This is a genomic window from Pseudomonas sp. NFPP04 (genome assembly GCF_900113815.1).
Taxonomy (GTDB): Bacteria; Pseudomonadota; Gammaproteobacteria; order Pseudomonadales; family Pseudomonadaceae; genus Aquipseudomonas; species Aquipseudomonas extremorientalis.
The window spans coordinates 157,833-180,341 of the sequence record NZ_FOQS01000004.1; the positions used below are offsets into that span (position 1 = coordinate 157,833).

Annotated in this window: 23 protein-coding genes; 11 read left to right on the forward strand and 12 right to left on the reverse strand. The window is 59.5% G+C overall.

Features of this window, described 5'->3' with window-relative positions:
• Positions 1-43: 43 nt before the first annotated feature.
• A complete protein-coding gene (locus BM017_RS10435) occupies positions 44-1,150 on the reverse strand; it encodes a sugar diacid recognition domain-containing protein (protein ID WP_092243680.1) in 1,107 nt (368 codons plus the stop codon).
• Positions 1,151-1,310: 160 nt separating this feature from the next.
• Here BM017_RS10435 and BM017_RS10440 point away from each other — a divergent pair, with 160 nt between their 5' ends.
• Positions 1,311-2,621, forward strand: a complete 1,311-nt coding sequence (locus BM017_RS10440; RefSeq protein WP_092243682.1) for an MFS transporter — start codon at positions 1,311-1,313, stop codon at positions 2,619-2,621.
• A 285-nt stretch (positions 2,622-2,906) separates the two neighbouring features.
• Here BM017_RS10440 and BM017_RS10450 read toward each other — a convergent pair whose 3' ends face one another.
• On the reverse strand, positions 2,907-3,611 hold the full coding sequence (locus tag BM017_RS10450) for an SDR family oxidoreductase (protein ID WP_092243688.1): 705 nt from the start codon (positions 3,609-3,611) through the stop codon (positions 2,907-2,909).
• Positions 3,612-3,711: 100 nt separating this feature from the next.
• Here BM017_RS10450 and BM017_RS10455 point away from each other — a divergent pair, with 100 nt between their 5' ends.
• The 3 genes from BM017_RS10455 (at position 3,712) to rarD (ending at position 6,863) form a co-directional block, all read left to right on the forward strand.
• A complete protein-coding gene (locus tag BM017_RS10455) occupies positions 3,712-4,614 on the forward strand; it encodes a LysR family transcriptional regulator (protein WP_092243692.1) in 903 nt (300 codons plus the stop codon).
• Between the two features lie 81 nt (positions 4,615-4,695).
• Positions 4,696-5,706 carry an aldo/keto reductase gene (locus BM017_RS10460; RefSeq protein ID WP_092243695.1) on the forward strand — a complete coding sequence of 337 codons (1,011 nt, stop codon included), beginning with the start codon at positions 4,696-4,698 and terminating at the stop codon, positions 5,704-5,706.
• 275 nt (positions 5,707-5,981) lie between these two features.
• The gene (gene rarD / locus BM017_RS10465; RefSeq protein ID WP_092244410.1) at positions 5,982-6,863 is read left to right on the forward strand and encodes an EamA family transporter RarD; all 882 of its coding nucleotides are present in this window, start codon (positions 5,982-5,984) and stop codon (positions 6,861-6,863) included.
• Positions 6,864-6,920: 57 nt separating this feature from the next.
• On the opposite strand, the gene hppD is transcribed toward rarD, so the two are convergent.
• Both hppD and BM017_RS10475 read right to left on the reverse strand, forming a co-directional pair.
• Entirely contained in the window at positions 6,921-7,997 is a 1,077-nt protein-coding gene (gene hppD / locus BM017_RS10470) for a 4-hydroxyphenylpyruvate dioxygenase (protein ID WP_058425843.1), read from the reverse strand.
• Positions 7,998-8,243: 246 nt separating this feature from the next.
• Entirely contained in the window at positions 8,244-9,167 is a 924-nt protein-coding gene (locus BM017_RS10475; RefSeq protein WP_092243698.1) for a DMT family transporter, read from the reverse strand.
• A gap of 78 nt (positions 9,168-9,245) precedes the next feature.
• Between BM017_RS10475 and BM017_RS10480 the strand changes: the two genes are divergently transcribed.
• From BM017_RS10480 to BM017_RS10490, 3 genes are all read left to right on the forward strand, one after another.
• A complete protein-coding gene (locus BM017_RS10480; RefSeq protein WP_092243701.1) occupies positions 9,246-10,133 on the forward strand; it encodes a LysR family transcriptional regulator in 888 nt (295 codons plus the stop codon).
• A 346-nt stretch (positions 10,134-10,479) separates the two neighbouring features.
• The gene (locus BM017_RS10485; protein ID WP_092243704.1) at positions 10,480-12,021 is read left to right on the forward strand and encodes an EAL domain-containing protein; all 1,542 of its coding nucleotides are present in this window, start codon (positions 10,480-10,482) and stop codon (positions 12,019-12,021) included.
• 198 nt (positions 12,022-12,219) lie between these two features.
• Positions 12,220-12,582: a histone-like nucleoid-structuring protein, MvaT/MvaU family gene (locus BM017_RS10490; RefSeq protein WP_071488246.1), complete on the forward strand. Its 363-nt coding sequence runs from the start codon at positions 12,220-12,222 to the stop codon at positions 12,580-12,582.
• 113 nt (positions 12,583-12,695) lie between these two features.
• Here BM017_RS10490 and BM017_RS10495 read toward each other — a convergent pair whose 3' ends face one another.
• Positions 12,696-13,232, reverse strand: a complete 537-nt coding sequence (locus BM017_RS10495) for a DUF4946 domain-containing protein (RefSeq protein ID WP_092244413.1) — start codon at positions 13,230-13,232, stop codon at positions 12,696-12,698.
• A 195-nt stretch (positions 13,233-13,427) separates the two neighbouring features.
• Between BM017_RS10495 and gloA the strand changes: the two genes are divergently transcribed.
• Positions 13,428-13,949 (forward strand): lactoylglutathione lyase, encoded by a 522-nt coding sequence (gene gloA, locus BM017_RS10500; protein ID WP_071488245.1) that lies wholly within the window; start codon positions 13,428-13,430, stop codon positions 13,947-13,949.
• Between the two features lie 52 nt (positions 13,950-14,001).
• Here gloA and ahpF read toward each other — a convergent pair whose 3' ends face one another.
• From ahpF to BM017_RS10515, 3 genes are all read right to left on the reverse strand, one after another.
• A complete protein-coding gene (ahpF, locus tag BM017_RS10505) occupies positions 14,002-15,567 on the reverse strand; it encodes an alkyl hydroperoxide reductase subunit F (protein ID WP_071488244.1) in 1,566 nt (521 codons plus the stop codon).
• Between the two features lie 127 nt (positions 15,568-15,694).
• Positions 15,695-16,258 carry an alkyl hydroperoxide reductase subunit C gene (gene ahpC, locus BM017_RS10510; RefSeq protein ID WP_010210361.1) on the reverse strand — a complete coding sequence of 188 codons (564 nt, stop codon included), beginning with the start codon at positions 16,256-16,258 and terminating at the stop codon, positions 15,695-15,697.
• A gap of 144 nt (positions 16,259-16,402) precedes the next feature.
• Entirely contained in the window at positions 16,403-17,335 is a 933-nt protein-coding gene (locus tag BM017_RS10515; RefSeq protein ID WP_092243707.1) for a site-specific integrase, read from the reverse strand.
• 170 nt (positions 17,336-17,505) lie between these two features.
• On the opposite strand from BM017_RS10515, the gene BM017_RS10520 reads away from it, so the two are divergent.
• On the forward strand, positions 17,506-18,507 hold the full coding sequence (locus BM017_RS10520) for a DNA-binding protein (RefSeq protein WP_092243709.1): 1,002 nt from the start codon (positions 17,506-17,508) through the stop codon (positions 18,505-18,507).
• 6 nt (positions 18,508-18,513) lie between these two features.
• Here BM017_RS10520 and gorA read toward each other — a convergent pair whose 3' ends face one another.
• Positions 18,514-19,872, reverse strand: coding sequence for a glutathione-disulfide reductase (gene gorA, locus BM017_RS10525; protein ID WP_092243712.1), 1,359 nt, complete (start codon positions 19,870-19,872; stop codon positions 18,514-18,516).
• A gap of 105 nt (positions 19,873-19,977) precedes the next feature.
• Positions 19,978-20,817, reverse strand: coding sequence for a UTP--glucose-1-phosphate uridylyltransferase GalU (gene galU, locus BM017_RS10530; protein WP_003173830.1), 840 nt, complete (start codon positions 20,815-20,817; stop codon positions 19,978-19,980).
• 309 nt (positions 20,818-21,126) lie between these two features.
• On the opposite strand from galU, the gene BM017_RS10535 reads away from it, so the two are divergent.
• Both BM017_RS10535 and BM017_RS10540 read left to right on the forward strand, forming a co-directional pair.
• Positions 21,127-21,312 (forward strand): hypothetical protein, encoded by a 186-nt coding sequence (locus tag BM017_RS10535; protein WP_012724166.1) that lies wholly within the window; start codon positions 21,127-21,129, stop codon positions 21,310-21,312.
• A 143-nt stretch (positions 21,313-21,455) separates the two neighbouring features.
• A complete protein-coding gene (locus tag BM017_RS10540) occupies positions 21,456-21,737 on the forward strand; it encodes a hypothetical protein (RefSeq protein ID WP_071488240.1) in 282 nt (93 codons plus the stop codon).
• A gap of 9 nt (positions 21,738-21,746) precedes the next feature.
• Here the strand turns inward: BM017_RS10540 and BM017_RS10545 are convergent, their stop codons facing one another.
• Together BM017_RS10545 and BM017_RS10550 are read right to left on the reverse strand one after the other, a co-directional pair.
• Positions 21,747-21,977: a hypothetical protein gene (locus BM017_RS10545; RefSeq protein WP_071488239.1), complete on the reverse strand. Its 231-nt coding sequence runs from the start codon at positions 21,975-21,977 to the stop codon at positions 21,747-21,749.
• Between the two features lie 115 nt (positions 21,978-22,092).
• Positions 22,093-22,446 carry a hypothetical protein gene (locus BM017_RS10550; protein WP_071488238.1) on the reverse strand — a complete coding sequence of 118 codons (354 nt, stop codon included), beginning with the start codon at positions 22,444-22,446 and terminating at the stop codon, positions 22,093-22,095.
• Between the last annotated feature and the right edge of the window lie 63 nt (positions 22,447-22,509).

Below are 22,509 nucleotides of genomic sequence, written 5' to 3' on the forward strand. Positions count from 1 at the left end.
GCTGACGCCGGTCCAATGCACAAGTGTGGCGGTGCTTTGTTGTTCATTCCGACAAAGCCTGGGGCAACAGCTGTACGCCCAGGTAGAGGGCGAGCATGCCGTCCAGGGTCAACGGGTCGACGCCACTGAGTTCGGCAATCCGCTCCATGCGGTAACGCAGGCTGTTGCGGTGAATGCCCAGGGCGTCGGCGCAGGCCTGGCTTTGCCCGTCGTGTTCGCACCAGCTGCGCAGCGTGGCCAGTAGTTGGCCATTGCCGTCCTTGGCCAGCACTTTGCGCAGCGGATTGAGCAGTTCGTCGAGGGCGTCGTCGTTGCGATGGCGCCAGAGCATTACCGGCAGGCGATAGCGGTTGAGCGTCAGCAAGCGTGACTGCGGCAACACATCGCGACCGTAGGCGAGTAAATCACCGACACGCCGATAGCAGCGACGCAGCCCCGCCAGCCCATCCGCTTGCCCGCCCACGGCGACACGCAGGACATGCCAGCCGAGGCCGTCGAGTTTTTCCAGCAGGCGCGGGTTGTCGACCGGCACCGCGGCTGGCCGGCACCACAACAATGAATACTGCGCCGAGCTGACACACCAGCTGTCCGGATAACGCGAGGTCAGCCAGCTACCCAACGCCTCTGCCGATTGCCCCGCGCCGAGTTCAAACAGATAAGGGGTGCGCGCCATCTGCGGCTTGAGCCCCAGTTGCTGGGCTTCGTCCACCAGGCGTGGCGAGTCGCCGGTTTCCGCCAGCAGCAGGGCCAGCAGGTCATCGCAACGCTGGCGCCGCCATTGTTGTTCGGCCTGCTGGTGGCGATGGCTCACCAGCATTTCGGCGGTCATGCGCACCAGTTCGGCGTAGGTACGCAGGCCTTCCGGTTCGCCGGTGATGCCCAGCACGCCGATCAGGCGGCCGTCGTGCAGCAGCGGCAGGTTGATACCCGGCTGCACGCCCTTGAGGTGCTTGGCGGTCTGGCCGTCGATTTCCACCACTCGGCCATTGGCGAGCACCAGTTGCGCGCCCTCATGGCGGGTATTGATACGCTCGGGTTCGCCGCTGCCGAGAATCAGGCCCTGGCTGTCCATGACATTGACGTTGTGAGGCAGGATCGCCATGGTCCGATCGACGATATCCTGCGCCAGGTCATGATCCAGCTCGAACATGCGGCTAAATTCCTTGAAAGGGTGATTGTTCATCGGCACAGCGCAAAGCAGGGTTCGCTGTGCGCAAGCACAAAGACAGCGGCCTGCCAGAGGGCCGAGACTCTTCAGGCGATCAACGTTACCCTCGCATCGCGAAAAATCATAATAAAGAGAGACTCCCATGTCACAGAGCGCCGCAGCCACACTGGCCACCGATGACGATAAAAACGCCATCTACAAGCGCATTACCCTGCGCCTGATCCCCTTCATTTTCATCTGCTATCTGTTCAACTACCTGGACCGGGTAAACGTCGGCTTTGCCAAGCTGCAGATGCTCGACGCGTTGAAATTCAGCGAAACCGTGTACGGCCTCGGGGCCGGGATCTTCTTTATCGGCTACGTGCTGTGCGGGGTGCCGAGCAACCTGGCGTTGACCAGGTTCGGTCCGCGACGCTGGATTGCGTTGATGATGATCGTCTGGGGCACGCTGTCCACCTGCCTGCTGTTCGTCACCACACCGACGCACTTCTACACCCTGCGCCTGTTCACCGGTGCCGCTGAAGCGGGCTTCTTCCCCGGTGTGGTGCTGTACCTCTCGCAGTGGTTCCCGACGTTCCGCCGTGGGCGGATCATGGCGTTGTTCATGTCGGCCATTCCGGTGTCCGGTTTGCTCGGCAGCCCGTTCTCCGGCTGGATCCTCAACCACTTCGCTGCCGGCCAGGGTGGCCTTGCAGGCTGGCAGTGGATGTTCCTGCTGCAAGGCATCCCGACCGTGATTCTGGGCGCCCTTGCCTACTTCCTGCTCAGCGACAGTTTCGCCAACGCCAAGTGGCTCAAGCCCCACGAACGCGCGGTGCTGGAAGCCGACCAGGCGACTGACCTGGCCAATAAGCCGAAAACCACCACCGATTCGCTGGCCGAAGTGTTCAAGAACCCGGCGATCTGGGCGTTCGGCCTGATCTACTTCTGCATCCAGAGCGGCGTGTACGCCATCAACTTCTGGCTGCCGTCAATCATCAAGAACCTGGGGTTCAGCGATAACCTGGTGATCGGCTGGCTCAGTGCTATCCCCTACCTGCTGGCGGCGGTATTCATGCTGCTGGTGGGCCGTTCCGCCGACTTGCGCAAGGAGCGTCGCTGGCACTTGGTGGTGCCGATGCTGATGGGCGCAATCGGCCTGGTAATCGCGGTGAACTTCGCCACCACGCCGGCGATTGCGATCCTTGGCCTGACCATCGCCACCATGGGCGCCCTCACCGGCCTGCCAATGTTCTGGCCGGTGCCCACCGCCATGCTCAGTGCGGGCGCGGCGGCAGGCGGCCTGGCGTTGATCAATTCCATGGGCCAGATGGCCGGCTTCCTCAGCCCGTATATCGTGGGTTTTGTGAAGGATGCCACCGGGTCCACGGATGTGGCGCTGTACCTGCTGGCGGCGGTGATTGTCGCCGGCAGCGTGTTGGCGTTGCGGATGACGCGTACCCTTAAGGGCTAAGCGGCCTGCGTCAATAAGTGATTTTCGAATCGGGTGCTACGGGTTTCCCCTCCAGCACTCGCTTCTGGTCATCCGTCAGTGGTCTTTGTTCGGTGGGTTGCCGGCCTTGAATCGTGCCGATAATCGACTCGATGAGGGCGTTGGCCCCTGGGAACGGTGTGGGGTGATTCACTGTTGACATGGGCTCTCTCCAGAAAATGAACGTGAAGGGCTGCTCGGCTCGAGCAGCCCTCATGGGCTATGTGGTCTGCCGGACAATTTCGTTCAATCACCTTTCTCAACAAGCTACAGCGTACCGCCGCCGTCGATATCGATCACAGCACCGGTCATAAACCCATTCTCCATCGCCAACACATAGACCTGTGCTACTTCTTCAGCCTGTCCCACTCGCCCTACCGGCACCCCCTCTCCCACCTTGGCGAACATCGCCAGACGTTGTTCTTCAGACAACCCCCCATACGCTGGCGTATCAATCACGCCTGGGCTGATCACATTGACCCGACGCGGGGCCAGTTCTTTGGCCAACTGTTTGCCCAGAGCTTCGGTGGCGGCGTTGATCCCGGTCTTGATGAACTGGCCCGGCGCCAATTTACGTCCCAGTTGCCCAGAGGTCAGGCTGATGCTGCCGTGCTTATCCAGGAATGGCAGCGCCAGTTGGATCGCCCGTAACGAGCCCCAGAGTTTCAAGTTGAAGTTGTCCTGAGCCTCGGTCAGATCGGTTTCGATCAAGGTCTTGGCACGCACGGTTGGCCCTGAGGTGTAGACCAGGTGGTCGAACCGCCCCACGCGTTCGAACAATTGTTGCAAAGACCCTGCATCAGTGACGTCCACCGGTTCGCTGCGCAGGCCGTTTACCACGCCGCTGACCAAGCGCCGCCCGGCCAACACCACCTGCGCCCCGCGCGCAGCGGCGGCCTTGGCCACGGCTGCGCCGATTCCGCTGCTGCCGCCAATCACGATGACGGTTTTGCCGTTGAGGGAAGAAGTCATGGGGAAATTCCTGATTGAGAAAGTGAGGGTTCATTTTCCCAGCTTGGCAATCGACGAAAAATCCCGGTAAAACGACAAGATCTTTAAAGGATTTTTACAAATGAGCTCAACCCTCGACCTTGAAGTCTTCGTGCGCACCGCCGACACCGGCAGCCTGTCTGCCGCCGCCCGCGGGCTCGGCTTGACCCCGGCCGCCGCCAGTATCGCCCTCAAGCGCCTGGAAACCCGCCTGGGCATTCGCCTGCTGGCGCGCTCGACCCGCAGCATGCGCTTGACCGAAGAAGGTCGGCGCTACCTGGAGAGCGTGCGCGTCGCACTGGAGGCACTGTCCGAGGGCGAACAGGCGATCAAGCAGCAGGGCCAGAGCCTCAGCGGTTTGCTGCAACTGGCGGCGCCCTCGGACTTCGGGCGCAATGTGCTGCTGGGCTGGCTGGATGCGTTCAAGCTCGAACACCCGAATATCCGCCTGCAATTGCTGCTCAACGACAGCAATGCCGACCTGTTCCGCGACACCGTGGACATTGCCCTGCGCTTTGGTGTCCCCCGGGACTCCAGCCTAGTGGCACTGCCAGTGGTGCCCGACCACCACCGCATCCCCTGCGCCAGCCCGGATTACCTGGCGCGTCACGGCACGCCCCGGACTCCGGCCGACCTGGCACAACACAACACGCTGCGCTACATGCGTCGGGGCCGTGCCAACAATACCTGGTATTTCCGCCAGGGCGCGGTGTTGCAGGAGGTCGAAGTGTCGGGGGACTACTTGAGCGATGACGGCGAAATCGTGCGGCGCTGGGCATTGGCCGGTCACGGCATCGCCTACAAGGCCAACCTGGATATTGCCCAGGACATCAAGGCCGGTCGGCTGGTGCCGTTGCTGCCTGACTGGCAGGGCGAACCGACGCCCTTCAACCTGATGTGCCCGCACCGGCTGCAGGTGTCGGAACGGGTGAAGGTGCTGCACCGTTTCCTGCAGCAGCGTTGTCAGGTGCTGCTGAGTCCATGAAGAAACGCGTGCAGGGCTTGTCCCAGAGCGGCCGAGTCTGGTATTGCATTGGGCACGTTTCCCTGCCTTGAGGAGTTTTCCATGATTTACCGCACATTGGGCCAGTCCGGGTTGAAGGTCAGCGCCTTGACCCTGGGCACCATGATGTTTGGCGAACAGACCAACACCGAGGACTCGCTGCGCATCATCGACAAGGCCTGGGACCAAGGCATCAATTTTATCGACACGGCGGACGTCTACACCGGCGGACGTTCCGAGGAAATCGTCGGCGAAGCCATCGTGCGCAATCGCCAGGACTGGGTGGTGGCGTCCAAGGTTGGCATCGGCCCGGTGGACGGTTTGCCCAACCGCAGCGGCTTGAGCCGCAAACGTATTTTCAATGCACTGGAAGCCAGCCTGACCCGGCTCGATACCGATTACCTGGACATCTACTACCTGCACCGCGAAGACCACAACACCCCGCTGGAAGTGACGGTATCGGCGATCGGCGACCTGATCCGCCAGGGCAAGATCCGCTACTGGGGCCTGTCGAACTATCGCGGCTGGCGCATTGCCGAGGTGATTCGCGTGGCCGAACGCCTGGGTGTCGACAAGCCGATCATCAGCCAGCCGCTGTACAACATCGTCAACCGCCAGGCCGAAGTCGAGCAGCTCACTGCCGCAGCCGCCTATGGCCTGGGTGTGGTGCCTTACAGCCCATTGGCCCGTGGCGTGCTCAGTGGCAAATACGCGCCGGACGTCACCCCCGAGGCCGGCAGCCGTGCGGCGCGCCAGGACAAGCGCATCCTGGAAACCGAATGGCGCGTGGAATCGCTGCGCATCGCCCAGCAGATCCAGCAGTACACCCAAGGGCGTGGTGTGGGGATCGTGGAGTTTGCGATTGCCTGGGTATTGAACAATTCGGCGGTGAGCTCGGCGATTGTCGGGCCGCGCACCGAAGCGCAATGGGATGCCTACCTCGGGGCGTTGGACGTGAAGATCACGATCGAGGATGAAGCGTTCATCGATTCGCTGGTGACGCCGGGGCATTCGTCGACGCCAGGGTTCAATGACGTCGGGCATTTTGTGTCGGGGCGCGTGGCGCGAGCTTAAGCCCGGTAGCCCTGTTACTGAGCAGAACACAGTATTGTGGCGAGCGGGCTTGCCCCGCGTTGGAGTGCGCAGCGCTCCCAGTTTTTTTGGGGCTGCTACGCAACCCAACGCGGGGCAAGCCCGCTCGCCACAGTTAGCCCGCCCCCGCAGCGGACTAACGCGAAAATTTGCTGAAAAACGCCCCAAAACAGCGCACCCCTCTCCTGCTAAAAGCACCATAATCCCCTCCTGAAATTTCCCCTCTTTTCGTATCAATGGTTTTTCGCGAGGACAGCGTGTCTAAAGGTGTCGTGTTATCGATCTTGGCCTCGGTGTTGTTTGCCGTGATGTATTACTTCACGTCACTGCTCACGCCTTTGAGCGGCCTGGAAATTTTCGGCTGGCGCATGTTGCTCACCGTGCCGTGCATGACGGTGTTCATGATCGTCAGCGGCGAATGGCGACGGGTGTGGGAGCTGCTGCGGATGTTGGCGGCCCGACCTGCCTTGATCGCGGGCGTGCTGGTGTCTTCGGCTTTGCTGGGCGTGCAGTTGTGGTTATTCATGTGGGCACCGCTGAATGGACGCAGCCTGGATGTGTCGGTGGGGTACTTCCTGTTGCCGCTGACCATGGTCCTGACCGGCCGCCTGGTGTGGGGCGAACAGCTGTCGTACTTACAACAGATCGCCGTCTGTTTCGCCGGCCTTGGGGTGCTCAACGAGCTGTACCAGGCCGGTGGTTTTTCCTGGGCCACGCTGGTGGTGATCATCGGCTACCCGGTCTATTTCATCGTGCGCAAGTACCTCAAGACCGACCATTTGGGTGGGCTCTGGCTGGACATGGCGTTGATGCTGCCGGTGGCCTGGTGGTTTGTGCAAAGCGGCGAGCAAGGCTTTGCGGTGCTGGATGCGCACCCCAAGCTATACGCGCTGATTCCGACGCTGGGCCTGATCAGCGCGTCAGCACTGGTGAGCTACATCATCGCCAGCCGCCTGCTGACGTTCAGCCTGTTCGGGCTGCTCAGCTACGTTGAGCCAGTGCTACTGCTGGGAGTGGCGTTGATCCTGGGTGAAGGGATCAAGGGCGGCGAATGGTTGACCTACATCCCGATCTGGCTGGCGGTGATGGTGCTGGTGTTTGAAGGGTTCAAGCACTTGGTACGCCAGCGTAAAGCCTGATCGGCAGACAGCAAAAAGCCCGGCCAGGTTACCCATGGCCGGGCTTTTTCGTGTGCGTTAGTCGGTGGTCAACACCCCACGACGCACCTGGTCGCGTTCGATCGACTCGAACAGCGCCTTGAAGTTACCCTCGCCAAACCCATCATCGCCCTTGCGCTGGATGAACTCGAAGAACACCGGCCCCATCAAGGTTTCCGAGAAGATCTGCAGCAGCAGGCGCTTGTCGCCTTCAACCGAGGAACCGTCCAGCAGAATGCCGCGTGCCTGCAGTTGATCCACCGGCTCGCCATGGTTCGGCAAGCGGCCTTCGAGCATTTCGTAGTAGGTGTCCGGCGGCGCTGTCATAAAGCGCATGCCGATCTTCTTCAACGCGTCCCAGGTCTTGACCAGGTCGTCGGTGAGGAACGCCACGTGCTGGATGCCCTCGCCGTTGAACTGCATCAGGAACTCTTCGATCTGGCCGGCGCCCTTGGACGACTCTTCGTTCAGCGGGATGCGGATCATGCCATCCGGCGCGCTCATGGCCTTGGACGTCAGGCCGGTGTACTCGCCCTTGATATCGAAGTAACGCGCTTCACGGAAGTTGAACAGCTTCTCGTAGAAGTTCGCCCAGTAAACCATGCGGCCGCGATACACGTTGTGGGTCAGATGGTCGATGACCTTCAGTCCCGCACCCACCGGGTTGCGCTCCACGCCTTCGAGGTAGACGAAGTCGATGTCGTAGATCGAGCTGCCTTCGCCGAAACGGTCGATCAGGTACAGCGGCGCGCCGCCGATACCCTTGATGGCTGGCAGGTTCAGCTCCATCGGGCCGGTTTCGATGTGGATCGGCTGGGCGCCCAGTTCCAGCGCGCGGTTGTAGGCTTTTTGCGAGTCCTTGACGCGGAACGCCATGCCGCACACCGACGGGCCGTGTTCGGCAGCGAAGTAGGAAGCGATGCTGTTGGGTTCGTTGTTGAGGATCAGGTTGATCTCGCCCTGGCGATACAGGTGCACGTTCTTGGAACGGTGGGTCGCGACCTTGGTGAAGCCCATGATCTCGAAGATCGGCTCCAGGGTGCCTGGCGTCGGAGACGCGAATTCGATGAATTCAAAGCCCATCAGGCCCATTGGGTTTTCGTATAGATCTGCCATGATTTGGCGCCTCATCATTCTTGTGTTTTGAAGGTTTCAATTGCCAGCAAGGATGGGGAGCACGGGCGGCGCACAGGAAAGACCTCGCACACTGCGGGCGAGGAAGTCACCAAAGATGAGGGGGGAGCCGAGTAGCTTCATGATGTCATCGGTCTCTGACGGCTTAGGCTTGCGTGAGCACAAGTCCATATTCTTGTATGCGTAAATCGATTCTACACAGCGTAACTGCGTTTGTCCGTACTCTTATCAAATCCCCATTACCCGCACCCGTGCAAGGGGTTTATTGCACAGGTAGATGCCCGCCAGGATGATCGCACCGCCCATCAGCATGGGCAGGGTGAAAGGCTCGTCCAGCAGCACGGCGCCACAGATCACCGCCGTCAGCGGATTGAGCGCGATGAATACACCACTGCGGGTCGCGCCAATACGCCGGATGCCATCGTAATAGCCGATATACGCCAGGGCCGAGCCCAGTACCCCGAGGTAGAGCAGGCTGTACAACTGCGGCAGGTGGATAGCACTGAGCGCAACCAGAGTCAGTCGCCCGCTCAACAGCGTGATGAGCGTAAGCATCAGCGTTCCCAGCAACACCGACCAGGTGACGGTCTGCAAGGGCCCCAGGCGCTGGTTAAGCGCGCGTGCGCCCAGCGAATAGACGCCCCACCCCGCCACGCAGCCGGCGATCAGCAGATCGCCGCGCCAGTCGTTGGTCGCACCCTGCAGCCCCAGTGGGTCGCGGTTGATGATGACAACCGCCGCGCCCGCCAGGCACAACCCGATCCCCAGTGCCTTGCCAAGCCCCAGGCGTTCCTTGAATAACAGCCAGGACGTCAGGCCAATCACCGCTGGGTTCAAGGCGACGATCAGCGATGCCCGCGAGGCGCCGATGTACTGCAAGCCGTAGAAGAAGCACAGGTTGTAGAAAAAGATGCCGAAAAATCCCAGCAATGCCAGTCGCCCCAACTGCTCCAGGTTTGGACGGGCCAGGGGAATGCGCGCAGACGCCATGAACAGCAACAGCGCGACGCTGGCCAGCAGAAAACGCAGGCTGGCCGCCAGCAGCGGGTCGATGGCACCGGACAGGTAGCGCCCGGCGACGAAGGTGCCGCCCCAGATCATGGAGACGGCAGCGAGCTTCAAGTAGGTCAAACAATCGGTGGAAGGTTTCATGGTGGTATTGCTCTGGTGCTGAACGAGTTAGCCTAGTGTTTGCCTGATACTTGATCATCGTAAAATGAGTAAATACTCATGACCCTGACCCAACTTGAAATTTTCTCCCTGGTCGCTGAGCTGCAAGGCTTTACCCATGCGGCCAACCGCCTGGGTATCAGCCAATCGGCGGTGTCCCATGCCATCAAGGGCCTGGAGCAGGAACTGGGGGTGGAGCTGTTCCGTCGTCATCAAGCCCATGTGGCGTTGACCGACATTGGCGAACAATTGCTGCTGCGCGCCCGCGCCATGCTCGGCCTGGCCGGCACCCTTGAACAGGAGGCCGCCGATGCCCGGGGCTTGAAGCGCGGCACGCTGCGCATCGGCTCCTTCGGGCCAACGTCGTCCAATCGGCTGTTGCCGCAGATCCTTCGGCCGTTTCGCCAGGCCTACCCCGACATTGAGGTGCATGTCGATGAAGGCCCGGACCGCCAGGTCATCCAATGGCTGGATGAGCGGCGCATCGACGTGGGTTTCGTGGTGCTGGAGCAAGAGCGATTCGACACCTTCACGCTGTTCACCGATCAGATGGTCGCGCTGTTGCCGGCCAACCACCCCCTGGTCGCACACCCTGCCCTGCGCCTTGGAGATCTCTGCGAGGCGCCCTTCATCCTGACCGAGGCCGGCTCGTCGGAGCTGGTCTCGCGCCTGTTCGCCGATGCCCGGTTGACCCCGAAGGTGCGTTACCGTTGCGCGCAGTTGCTCAGCACGCTGGAAGCGGTGAGCCGTGGCGATGGCGTCAGCGTGGTGGCCCAGGGTTCCCTGCCGGTTACGCCAGACCCGCGTTATGTGGCACGCCCACTGGCACCGGCCATTACCCGTTCGATTGGACTGGCGGTGCTGGACCGCCGCCAGGCGTCACCCGCCACCCTGGCGTTTATTCGCGTGGCACAAGGCCTGGACTATGGGCATGTCACACCGCTATAGCGGGTGGCGATGATGGCGCAGCGCGCCGTTGTCATCCACGGTACTGAAGCGCAGGCTGGCAGCGCCGGATGGCAACTTCAGGATCGCGTCGAAGGACAGGCGGGTGGCGGACCGTGGGGCGATCAGTAGATATGGCGCGTGCCGTTGATGATCACACCGGCATTTACCGTCGCCGGTCCACCGTGCAGCAGCACTGCCAGTAGCAGTCCCAGATAACGCCCGCAAGGCTGCCTACTGACCGAACGGGTAGGTATCCCGAGCTTATTGCGGCGACTGCAACTATCATCGAGTCATGTCCGACCCGCCGTACTGACGCCTCTCTCACCTCGTACCAGGCTTTTACCCCATGCCCCTGACCGTCCAAGGCCCGCGCAGCCGTGCCACCCGTAACCTGATCAGCGTATTTTGCGCCATGGTGCCCGTTGCATTGGGCGTGGCGATCCTCCATTGGCAGGCCGAACGCACCCTTGAACAAAGCACCGCCCAGACCGCGCAGGAAGCTGTGCGCCAATTCGACTTGATGCTCGATAACACCGCCCTCGCCGCCCAGGCGTTGCTGCCACTGGCAGGTCAACCCTGTGATAACGGCGCGCAGCTGGCATTGCGCGAGCAGGTCACGCGCCGTCCATTCGTGCGGGCGACCACCTTGTCCTGGCAGAGAAACATCTACTGCAGCTCGTTGTTTGGCGACCAATACGCGTCGCCGGTCAATCCGGATGATTATGTAGACGGCAAGTTGTGGTTGATGGATGGCAACCCGGTGACGCCGGATACCGCTCTGCTGGTGTACCGGCTGGTCGAGGGTGACAAGGCCGCATTTGCGTCGATCGACGGCTACCACCTGACCAACGCCTTGCGCCTGATCAGTCGTTACGCCGACCTGGTACTGCAAGTCGGGCCCCATTGGCTGGGGGCCGATGGAAAAGTGCATGACACCGCGGTGCCGCTATTTGCCGTGGCGCACCATCATCTTGCATCCTCGCGTTATCACTACAGCGTCGACGCAGGCATGCCGGCTGGCGAAGTCTGGCGCTACATGCAGGCTCGATACCCGGCGTTGTTCAGCCTGCTGGTGTTCTTTGGCCTGCTGGCTGGGGCGCTGGCGCATTGGCTGCAAAAACGCTCTTCGGCCCCCACCCATGAACTGTATCGGGCATTGGCCGCCAACGAATTCATTCCGTACTTCCAGCCCGTGGTGCGCGGTGATACCCGTGAATGGGCAGGCTGCGAGGTACTGATGCGCTGGCAACACCCTAAGGAAGGGCTGGTGCGACCCGATCTGTTTATCCCCCTGGCCGAGCATTCGGGCCTGATCGTGCCGATGACTCGTGCTCTCCTGCGCCAGACCGCCGCGCAACTGGCGCCCCATGCCACGCGTTTCAGCCCGGGATTCCATATTGGTGTGAACATCACTGCACGCCACTGCCAGGACCTGGCACTGGTGGAGGACTGCCGTGAGTTTCTCGCCGCCTTTCCCGTAGGCCAGGTGACTCTGGTGCTGGAGTTGACCGAACGCGAGTTGATCGAACCCACCGAGATTACCCGCCGCTTGTTCGACGCCTTGCATCAATTGGGGGTGATGATTGCCATTGACGATTTTGGCACCGGCCATTCCAGCCTGGGCTATTTACGCAACTTCAATGTGGACTACTTGAAGATTGACCAGAGTTTTGTCGCCATGATCGGTGCAGATGCACTATCGGGGCATATTCTGGACAGCATCATAGAGCTGTCGGGCAAGCTCGACTTGGGCATTGTTGCAGAAGGTGTGGAGACGCGCGAACAGTGTGATTACCTGGCCGCTCAAGGGGTGGACTTCCTGCAAGGCTACCTGTTTGGAAAGCCTTTACCCTGTGATGAATTTATTAAATCGCTGGCGCGTCATTGAATAGCCATGCACTACCTGTACTGAAATAGTTGGGTCTGGAGAAAAGACATGATTTACTCGTGGCGCATTAACTACTACAATTTTTCCTGCCTGTGCAGAACTCGCGAGACGACTTCTTTCCTGGGTCGCCTTAAAGCGCTTGGCTTATAGCTTTGTCTGCAGTTGATATCAGCCAACTACACTATTGGAGTACAGATTTTGTCCAGACTCGCCGAATTTCGCGCAGCAGAAAAAGCCCTTCAAGAGCAGCTTGCCCAGCTGGAATCCCTGAAGAACGATGCTGGCCTGAAGAAAGAAATCGAATTCGAAGAAAAGCTTCAAGCCCTGATGAAGAGCTATGGCAAAGGCCTGCGCGACATCATTTCCATCCTTGATCCAAACCCGGGCAAGTCCAGCGCCGCTGCTGCCGCACCCAAACAGCGCCGTGCGCGAGTGGTCAAGGTTTACCAGAACCCGCACACCGGTGAACTGATCGAAACCAAAGGCGGTAACCACCGTGGCCTCAAGGCCTGGAAAGAACAGTACGGCCCTGCCACTGTAGATTCCTGGCTTCGCGGCTGATCGTACCGGATTTATAAAGAGCCCCGCTGACGCGGGGCTTTTTTATCTTATAAGGTTCGAAATCGAACTTAAATAACATTTCACTTTGTTCAAAATCGACATGCCTCACGCACTTAAAGTTTCAGGCTATCGCGTACCGAACTGACTTCCTCCTTGCTTGCTTCATACGCATCGGCCCGACCTGCGTATGAAAAAACATACGCCTTATCGGTATCAACCGCGCCCACCAATGTTTGCGAGAGCACGTGCCGCCCGTTCTCGGTTATCACGCAAGTAGTTTCCAGCGCTTCAAGACGGCTCAATGTTGAAGGGCGCATCTTGCTGCACACGCTTTGATAACCGCCCTGGGCAAAATCCTTCTGGATGGATTTGCGCATCTCCAGCAGTACGCCTTGAAGATTAACCTTGTGGCCAACTTCAATCGGTGTCCCGGTCAACTCCATGACCATCAGGGTCGTACCGTTTTCATCATTCTTGATTGCCCGCTGGCGTGATACTGCTTGGGGTTTTACAGGTGCCTGTTCATCCGCGACGACTTCCTCGACCTGCCACCCACCAGGCCAATGAATTTCGGGCTCGGCGGCCACTACGCAGGAACTGCCCAACCACACGCACAGCATGCCCAACAGCGGTTTACGAAATTCAGTCATTACCAAAAACACCCAAGGTTCAATGGCCAAAGTTTGAGCCCCAGCCTCCACAGGCCGCAAGGCCTGCGTGGCTTTTTCATCTGGCGACCGGACCGAGCCTTGCGTATCATGGAGCGGCTGCACGGATGCCAGCCGCAAGCCAAGGAACCGCTCACATTTCAGAGCCGCGTTTGCCCCATTTTTTCTGGAGGGCCCATGAGCCTGCACGAACTGAACACTTTCCCGGGCGTCACTGCCCAACCTGACACCGCCACCGCCAATTTCGTGTTCAACCACACCATGCTGCGGGTCAAGGACATCACCAAGTCGCTGGACTTCTACACCCGTGTCTTGGGCTTTTCCCTGGTTGAAAAACGCGACTTCCCGGAAGCCGAATTCAGCCTGTACTTCCTCGCTCTGGTCGATAAATCACAGATTCCGGCCGACGCTGCCGAGCGCACCCAGTGGATGAAGTCGATTCCAGGCATCCTGGAACTGACCCACAACCACGGCACCGAAAACGACGCTGACTTCGCCTATCACAACGGCAATACCGACCCACGTGGTTTTGGCCATATCTGTATCTCGGTGCCGGATATCGTCGCTGCCTGCGAGCGCTTCGAAGCTTTGGGCTGCGATTTCCAGAAGCGCCTGACCGACGGTCGCATGAAGAGCCTGGCCTTCATCAAGGACCCGGATGGGTATTGGGTCGAAATTATCCAGCCGGCGCCGCTGTAACGAAAAAAACCCCATGATCGCTCATGGGGTTTTTTCATTTGCGCGGCCTTCCTTACGCCGGGGCAGAAGTCCGGATCAGATGATCGAACGCACTGAGGGAAGCCTTGGCGCCCTCGCCCACCGCAATCACGATCTGCTTGTACGGCACTGTGGTGACATCACCGGCAGCGAATACGCCCGGCAGTGACGTCTCGCCACGCGCATCGACGATGATCTCGCCACGCGGCGTCAGTTCCACGGTGCCCTTGAGCCAGTCGGTGTTGGGCAGCAGGCCGATTTGCACAAAGATCCCTTCCAGGTCGATGGTCTTGAACTCGCCGCTGTCACGGTCCTTGTACGCCAGACCGGTAACTTTCTGGCCATCGCCTTTCACTTCGCTGGTCAGCGCGCTGGTGATCACATCGACGTTCGGCAAGCTGTAGAGCTTGCGCTGCAACACGGCGTCTGCGCGCAACTTGCTGTCGAACTCGAGCAAGGTCACGTGGCTGACGATACCGGCCAGATCGATGGCCGCTTCCACGCCGGAGTTGCCGCCGCCGATCACCGCTACACGCTTGCCCTTGAATAACGGACCGTCACAGTGCGGGCAGAAGCACACACCCTTGGCCTTGTATTCCTGCTCGCCCGGGACACCCATTTCTCTCCAGCGGGCGCCGGTCGCCAGGATCACGGTCTTGGATTTGAGAGTCGCACCGCTTTCGAAGCGAATTTCGTGCAGGTCACCGGCGTTTTTCGCCGGAATCAAGGCACTGGCGCGCTGCAGGTTCATGATGTCCACGTCGTACTGGCGCACGTGGGCTTCCAGGGCGCTGGCCAATTTCGGGCCTTCGGTTTCCTGTACCGAAATGAAGTTCTCGATGGACATGGTGTCCAGCACTTGCCCGCCGAAACGCTCGGCGGCGACGCCGGTGCGAATACCTTTGCGTGCGGCGTAGATCGCAGCCGATGAACCGGCAGGACCGCCGCCGACGACGAGTACATCGAAGGCCTCTTTGGCGCTGATTTTCTCGGCGGCTTTTTCGATGCCGCTGGTGTCGAGCTTGGCGAGGATCTCTTCCAGGCCCATGCGACCCTGGCCGAAGTTCACACCATTAAGGTACACACTGGGCACTGCCATGACCTGGCGCTCGTCCACCTCAGCCTGGAACAGTGCGCCGTCGATGGCGACGTGGCGGATGTTAGGGTTGAGCACGGCCATCAGGTTCAACGCCTGGACTACGTCCGGGCAGTTCTGGCAGGACAGCGAGAAGTAAGTCTCGAAGCTGAACTCGCCTTTGAGGGCGCGGATCTGTTCGATCACTTCGACACTGGCCTTCGACGGGTGGCCACCGACTTGCAGCAGGGCCAGCACCAGCGAAGTGAATTCATGGCCCATGGGGATGCCGGCAAAACGCAGGCTGATCTCGGCACCCGGGCGGTTGATGGAGAACGACGGCTTACGCGCATCATTGCCATCGGTTTTCAGGGTAATCAGCGTGGTGAGGCTGACCACGTCCTGCAAAAGGGCAAGCATTTCCTGGGATTTCGCGCCGTCGTCGAGGGAGGCGACGATCTCGATCGGCTGGGTGACCCGTTCCAGGTATGACTTCAACTGAGCTTTAAGATTGGCGTCCAACATACGGGCGATTTCCTGTTCATTCGGTTTATTGCAGACAAAAAAACGCCCGAGCGAATCTCGCCCGGGCGTTTTGGGGGCGGATGCAGCTTACTTAAGTGCGGATTCCCGCCCTTGAGACTTCACAGACTTAGATCTTGCCGACCAGGTCCAGGGACGGAGCCAGGGTAGCCTCGCCTTCTTTCCACTTGGCTGGGCACACTTCGCCTGGGTGGGCAGCAACGTACTGAGCGGCCTTGATTTTACGCAGCAGCTCGGAAGCATCACGGCCAACGCCACCGTCGTTCAGTTCAACGATCTTGATCTGACCTTCCGGGTTGATCACGAAAGTACCGCGGTCTGCCAGGCCAGCTTCTTCGATCAGCACGTCGAAGTTGCGAGAGATGGTCAGGGTCGGGTCGCCGATCATGGTGTACTGGATCTTGCCAATGGCTGGCGAAGTGTTGTGCCAGGCAGCGTGGGCAAAGTGGGTGTCGGTGGAAACGCTGTAGATCTCGACGCCCAGTTTCTGGAACTCGGCATAGTTGTCAGCCAGGTCTTCCAGCTCGGTTGGGCAAACGAAGGTGAAGTCGGCTGGGTAGAAGAACACAACGGACCACTTGCCTTTCAGGTCAGCGTCGGACACATCTACGAAGTTGCCGTTTTTGTAGGCGGTAGCTTTGAACGGTTTTACTTGGCTGTTGATGATAGGCATCGTTGACTCTCCGTCAGGTTTGTAGAAGGGCTTAGCAAGTTGATGAGGTGAATCCTACCCACTCTCTACGCCGATGGCTCATTGGCAAACCTGATGCTGACGATTGGTTTTCCCTATCAGGTGACTGTATTAATAGAAGAAATCTCAAAGCAGCGGTCGGGTCGCCAGGGTCATGCCGAGAAAGGGCGTGGCTTCAACATAGCGCATGGCGGATTTCATGTCGCTCCAGCCGACGTAACTCATCAACGACTTCAAATCCCAGCCGCTGCGATGAGCCCAGGTGGCAAAGCCCCGGCGCAGCGAGTGGCTGGTGTAGTGCTCGGCGGGAATGCCGGCGCGCTCCAGGGCCTGGCGCAGCAGCGGGATCACACTGTTGGGGTGCAAGCCCTCTTCCCCCAGGTTGCCCCAGCGATCAATACCGCGAAACACCGGGCCACGTACCAAAGCCGCGGCACTGAGCCACTCGCTATAGGCCTGCACCGGACACAGCCGCAACAGTGCCGGGGTGTGATAGGTCTTGCCGTGGTTGTCGCGGTCGCTTTTGCTGCGGGGTAGATAGAGGCTGATCCCCGCTCCAGGCGTGGCTTGCACATGCTCGATGGAAAGGCGACACAACTCATCGCTGCGAAAGCCACGCCAGAAGCCCAGCAGGATCAACGCAGTATCACGCTTGGCACGCAGCAACCGGGGCTGGTCCTGTGCCTGCGCCGCCTCTATCGCTTCAGCGTCAAGAGAAGCAACCACTTGTTCCAGTTGCTTGAGCTGCAACGGTTCGGCTTGCTTCTCCTGCGCCGGGTGCACAGCACGAATGCCCTTGAGTACCTTGCGCACCACGGGCGCCTTGGTCGGGTCAGGAAACCCCTGGCTGGCATGCCACTGCGCCAGTGCCGACAACCGCAGCTTCAGCGTGTTGACTGCCAGCACACCTGCATATGCGACCAGATAGCGCGCCACGCTGTCGCTGGTTGCCGGCAGGAACCCGCCCCAACTCACTTCGAAGTGCTCGATGGCCGCGCGATAACTGCGCCGCGTGTTATCGCGGGTGGCGGCGTTGAGGTAACGATCCAGATCGCTCATGGGAAGCCTATTTGTACTACTGGCGGGAACTTTCGCGAATCAAACACGCATGACACGGGATAATACGCCAATATCCCATCTGTTAAACGATGAGTCACAACAACTTTTTATTTATGATATGGTACGTATATACATACCACGTACCACATTACGAAATCGACGGAGACCCCATGGCTCGCGGCGGCATCAACAAAGCAGTAGTTCAAACAGCCCGCTTGGCAATCCTCGCCCGCGGCGAGAACCCCAGCATCGACGCAGTACGTATCGAGATGGGCAATACGGGCTCGAAAACCACCATTCATCGTTATTTGAAAGAGCTGGATGAAAGCGAAACGCGCACCACCATCACCCAAGCGCCGATCGACGACGAGCTTGGCGAACTGGTGGCGCGACTGGCCCAGCGCCTGAAAGAGAAAGCCCAAGAGCCAATCGACCTGGCCCTGGCACAGTTCGAACAGCAGAAGGCCGCCCTGCTCGCCCAGGTGCAAGCCCTTCAGGAGGCCCATGACCAACTCCAGCAGCGGTTCGATATCCAGGCGGCCGCCCTGGCAGAAGAAAGCGCAGCCCTGCAAACCGCCAGCACCAGCCTGCAGACCGAGCAAACCCGCAACGCCGGGCTGAGCCAGGCGTGCAGTGATTACGAGCTAAGGATCAGCGACAAGGACGAGCAGATTCGCTCGCTGGAAGAAAAGCATCTGCATGCCCGGGACGCCCTGGAGCATTACCGCAATGCCATAAAAGAGCAGCGCGAACAGGAACAGCGCCGCCATGAAGGCCAGTTGCAACAGGTACAGGCAGAACTGCGCCAGGCCCAACAGAGCGCCATGGTGCGCCAGGATGAAATCACCCAACTGCATCGCGACAATGAGCGCCTGTTGATTGAGCACCGGGTAACGGCGAGGGAATTGACTGCACTGCAAGAGCAATCCCGCAAGGATCAGGCCCGGCTGCTCAAGCTGACTGAACAGGTGAGCCTGATTGACAGCGAACGCACCCTGCTGCAGGAGCGCCTGCGAGTAGCAGCGGTGGAGAACCAGTCACGCCAGGAAGCGCTGGGCGAACAGCAGCAAGCCAATAAAACCCTGGAACTGGAGCTGATCAAGGCCCAGGCCAGTGTCGAGGCGCTGCGCCTGGCCGCCGCCGTTGCAGCGGCGCCAGAGGCAACGCCCTAGGCCTGATCAGCCCGCTACGGGCGTGCGCATGGTGACGAACTCTTCCGCCGCCGTCGGGTGCACGCCGATGGTTTCATCGAAGTGCTGCTTGGTCGCGCCTGCCTTGAGCGCGATCGCCAGGCCCTGCACGATTTCACCCGCATCCGGGCCGACCATGTGGCAACCCAGCACTTTGTCGGTGTCGACGTCGACCACCAGCTTCATCAAGGTCTTTTCCTGGCACTCGGTGAGGGTCAGCTTCATCGGTCGGAAACGGCTTTCGAAGACCTGCACCTTGTGGCCCTTCTCCCTCGCCTCTTCTTCGCAGAGCCCCACGGTGCCAATGTTCGGCAGGCTGAATACCGCCGTCGGGATCATCTTGTAATCCACCGCACGATACTGCTCAGGCTTGAACAGGCGACGCGCCACGGCCATGCCTTCGGCCAGGGCAACCGGCGTCAATTGCACACGACCGATCACATCGCCGATGGCCAGGATCGAGGACTCGGCGGTCTGGTACAGGTCATCCACCTCAACGAAACCACGCTTGTCGAGTTTGACGCCGGTGTTCTCCAAGCCCAGGTTATCCAGCATCGGGCGCCGCCCCGTGGCGTAGAACACGCAATCAGCTTCCAGCACCCGGCCGTCTTTCAGCGTGGCCTTGAGGCTGCCATCGGCCTGTTTGTCGATGCGCTCGATATCGGCATTGAATTGCAGGTCCAGACCGCGCTTGGTCAGCTCTTCCTTCAAGTGCGTGCGTACCGAACCGTCGAAGCCGCGCAGGAACAGGTCGCCGCGGTACAGCAACGAGGTCTGGGCGCCCAGGCCGTGGAAAATACCGGCAAACTCGACAGCGATGTAACCACCGCCGACCACCAGCACACGCTTGGGCAATTCCTTGAGGAAAAACGCTTCATTGGAGCCAATGGCGTGTTCGCGCCCAGGAATCTCCGGAATCTGCGGCCAACCACCCGTTGCGATCAGAATGTGCCTGGCGGTAAAGCGCTGGCCATTGATTTCGACCTGATGCGGATCCACCAGGCGCGCATGCCCTTCATGCAGGGTTACGCCGCTGTTGACCAGCAGGTTGCGATAGATGCCATTGAGGCGATTGATCTCGCGGTCCTTGTTGGCGATCAAGGTGGCCCAATCAAAATTCGCCTCGCCCAACGACCAGCCAAAACCGCTGGCCTGCTCGAAATCCTCGGCAAAATGAGCGCCGTACACCAACAGTTTTTTCGGCACGCAACCGACGTTGACACAGGTGCCGCCCAGGTAGCGGCTTTCCGCTACGGCCACCTTGGCACCAAAGCCTGCGGCAAAACGTGCCGCACGCACACCGCCGGAACCGGCGCCAATTACATACAGGTCAAAATCGTAGGCCATTTCACTCTCCTCGGCAGGACATCAGCATACCGACTTACATGGGGCTGAAAAATGAAAAAGCCACCCGAAGGTGGCTTTTTTGGAACAGGCTGCCTACACCGTGAATCAGTAAGCCTTGCCAGTCTTGTAGAAGTGCTCGTAGCAGAAGTTGGTCGCTTCGATGTAGCCCTCGGCGCCACCGCAGTCGAAACGCTGGCCCTTGAATTTGTAGGCAATCACGCAACCGTCTTTGGCCTGCTTGAGCAGGGCATCGGTGATCTGGATCTCGCCACCCTTGCCTGGCTCGGTTTCCTCGATCAGCTTGAAGATGTCCGGAGTCAGGATGTAACGACCGATGATCGCCAGGTTGGAAGGTGCGTCTTCCGGCGCTGGTTTCTCGACCATGTCACGCACGCGGATCAGGCCATCGCCAATGTCGTCACCGGCAATAACGCCGTACTTGTTGGTTTCGGTGGGGTTCACTTCCATCACTGCAACGATAGTGCAGCGGTACTTTTGATACAGCTTGACCATCTGGGTCAGTACGCCATCGCCTTCCAGGTTCACACACAGGTCATCCGCCAGGACCACGGCGAACGGTTCGTCACCGATCAACGGGCGGCCGGTCAGGATGGCGTGGCCGAGGCCTTTCATCTGAGTCTGACGGGTGTAGGAGAACGAGCATTCGTCCAGCAGTTTGCGGATGCCGACCAGGTATTTTTCCTTGTCGGTGCCCTTGATCTGGTTTTCCAGCTCGTAGCTGATGTCGAAGTGGTCTTCCAGCGCGCGCTTACCACGGCCGGTCACGATAGAGATTTCGTTCAGGCCGGCATCCAGTGCCTCTTCGACGCCGTACTGAATCAGTGGCTTGTTCACCACCGGCAGCATCTCTTTGGGCATGGCCTTGGTCGCTGGCAAGAAGCGAGTGCCGTAACCGGCTGCTGGGAACAAGCATTTCTTGATCATATGGGTCCTTACAAAGGGCTGTGCGTACGGAATTCGGCGCAGTCTAATCAGGCCGCAGTCACCTTACAATGGGTCCTGCTGGCGTTGCGATGTCATCATAGAGAAAAAATCTCGGCGTAAGTTCCGCGTATCTTACGAAGCGCATCTGCATCGGCACGGCCAAATGAGCCTGCACTGGGTATTTCCAAGGGCTGTGACCTTTTTAGCATGCTTTTACAGCGGTAACACTGACCTAGAATAACTTGCGCGTGCCCGCGACATTTGGCGCTATCATTAGGCCCTTGAACCAGACCACGAGATACTTGATAGATGTCAGAACCAAAAGGCGTGAACGGCTACCTGATCACCAAGCGAGCAGACGGTTGGCACCTGATCAACTTCCACGGCGACAGCGTCGCCGGCGCATTTGCCAGCGAAAGCCAGGCTATTGCCGTAGCCGAAGTGTTTGTGGATGAAGCAGGCCACGCTTCGAGCAAACGGCCCAAGGGCAAGTAAGCGTCAACGCCCTGTGCAGAAGGCCCCGGTGAACGGGGCTTTTTTGTGTTTGTCTGTACGTAGATGGCAGTTCGCTATAATCTCGCCAAAACGCCCCACGACAGTGTCAGCGTGCCCTCCAACACCCTCGATGATGAACCTACATGAACAAGATTCTGGCACTGACTGCAGGACTGGCGCTCGCCGGATGCACCACCACCTCTGACGTCTACCTGAAAAACGGTGAGCAAGGCCTGACCATCGACTGCTCGGGCGAAGCCAATTCCTGGGCCAGCTGCTATGAAAAGGCCGACGCTTCTTGCGCAGGCACCGGCTACCGTATCGTCGGCACCGAAGGCACGCCTTCGCTCAAGGAAAGTGAAAAGACCCTGGGCCAGGACGTCGGCAACTTCAAAAGCCGCAGTGTCGTAGTCGTGTGCAAGTAAGCTTAGCGCCTACAACTGGATATCGGCGAACTTGATACCCAGGCCACGAATGGTTTCCACCAGGTCATCCAGCCGCGAGAACGACTCGACTTCATCCTGATCGTCCACCAGGAAAAAGCTGCGGCCACCGCTTTTCTTGAAAAATACAATCCACTCCCCCAAGTCAGCGGGGTTCTGGATGATGTGAGTGGCCGATATCTGGCCTTCGGCCTGGCGAGCCCTGACGTGTTCACGCTTCATAAAAGACTTCCCGAAAAAACAAATGCCGCACAAACCGGGGGTTTGCACGGCATTTTTGCATTGAATGGGCGAGAGTTTAACGGATGCCCTGCCCGATCAGTGGGTGAAACGGCGCTTATGAACCGGAAATGCACTCTTCGCCGGCCTTCTTCACATCACCGGGACGGATCGGCACATTGGACATGCTCTCGTAGAGCTTGATACTGCTGCCACTGGAGCGGTCTTCGATCTCGAAAATCGCCGACGGGTCAGCCGAGAATTTCTGCGGCACAATCACCTGCACACCGTCCTTATGTGGCTCGATCTGCGGCGGGCGGCGCGTGGTGGACAGTTTGCGCACTACACAGGCAGCATATTCCTGCGGTTTCTTCCCGGAAATGACCGCCAGGGTCGGCGGGGTCTGCTTGATATCTGCAACCGAAGCACACCCACCAATCGCCAGGGCCAGAACCAACACACTCCACTTCATACAAAACCTCCGATAAAGACCCTACGACAGCGGGGATGGTATTTTTCTCCCGCCAACGTAGGA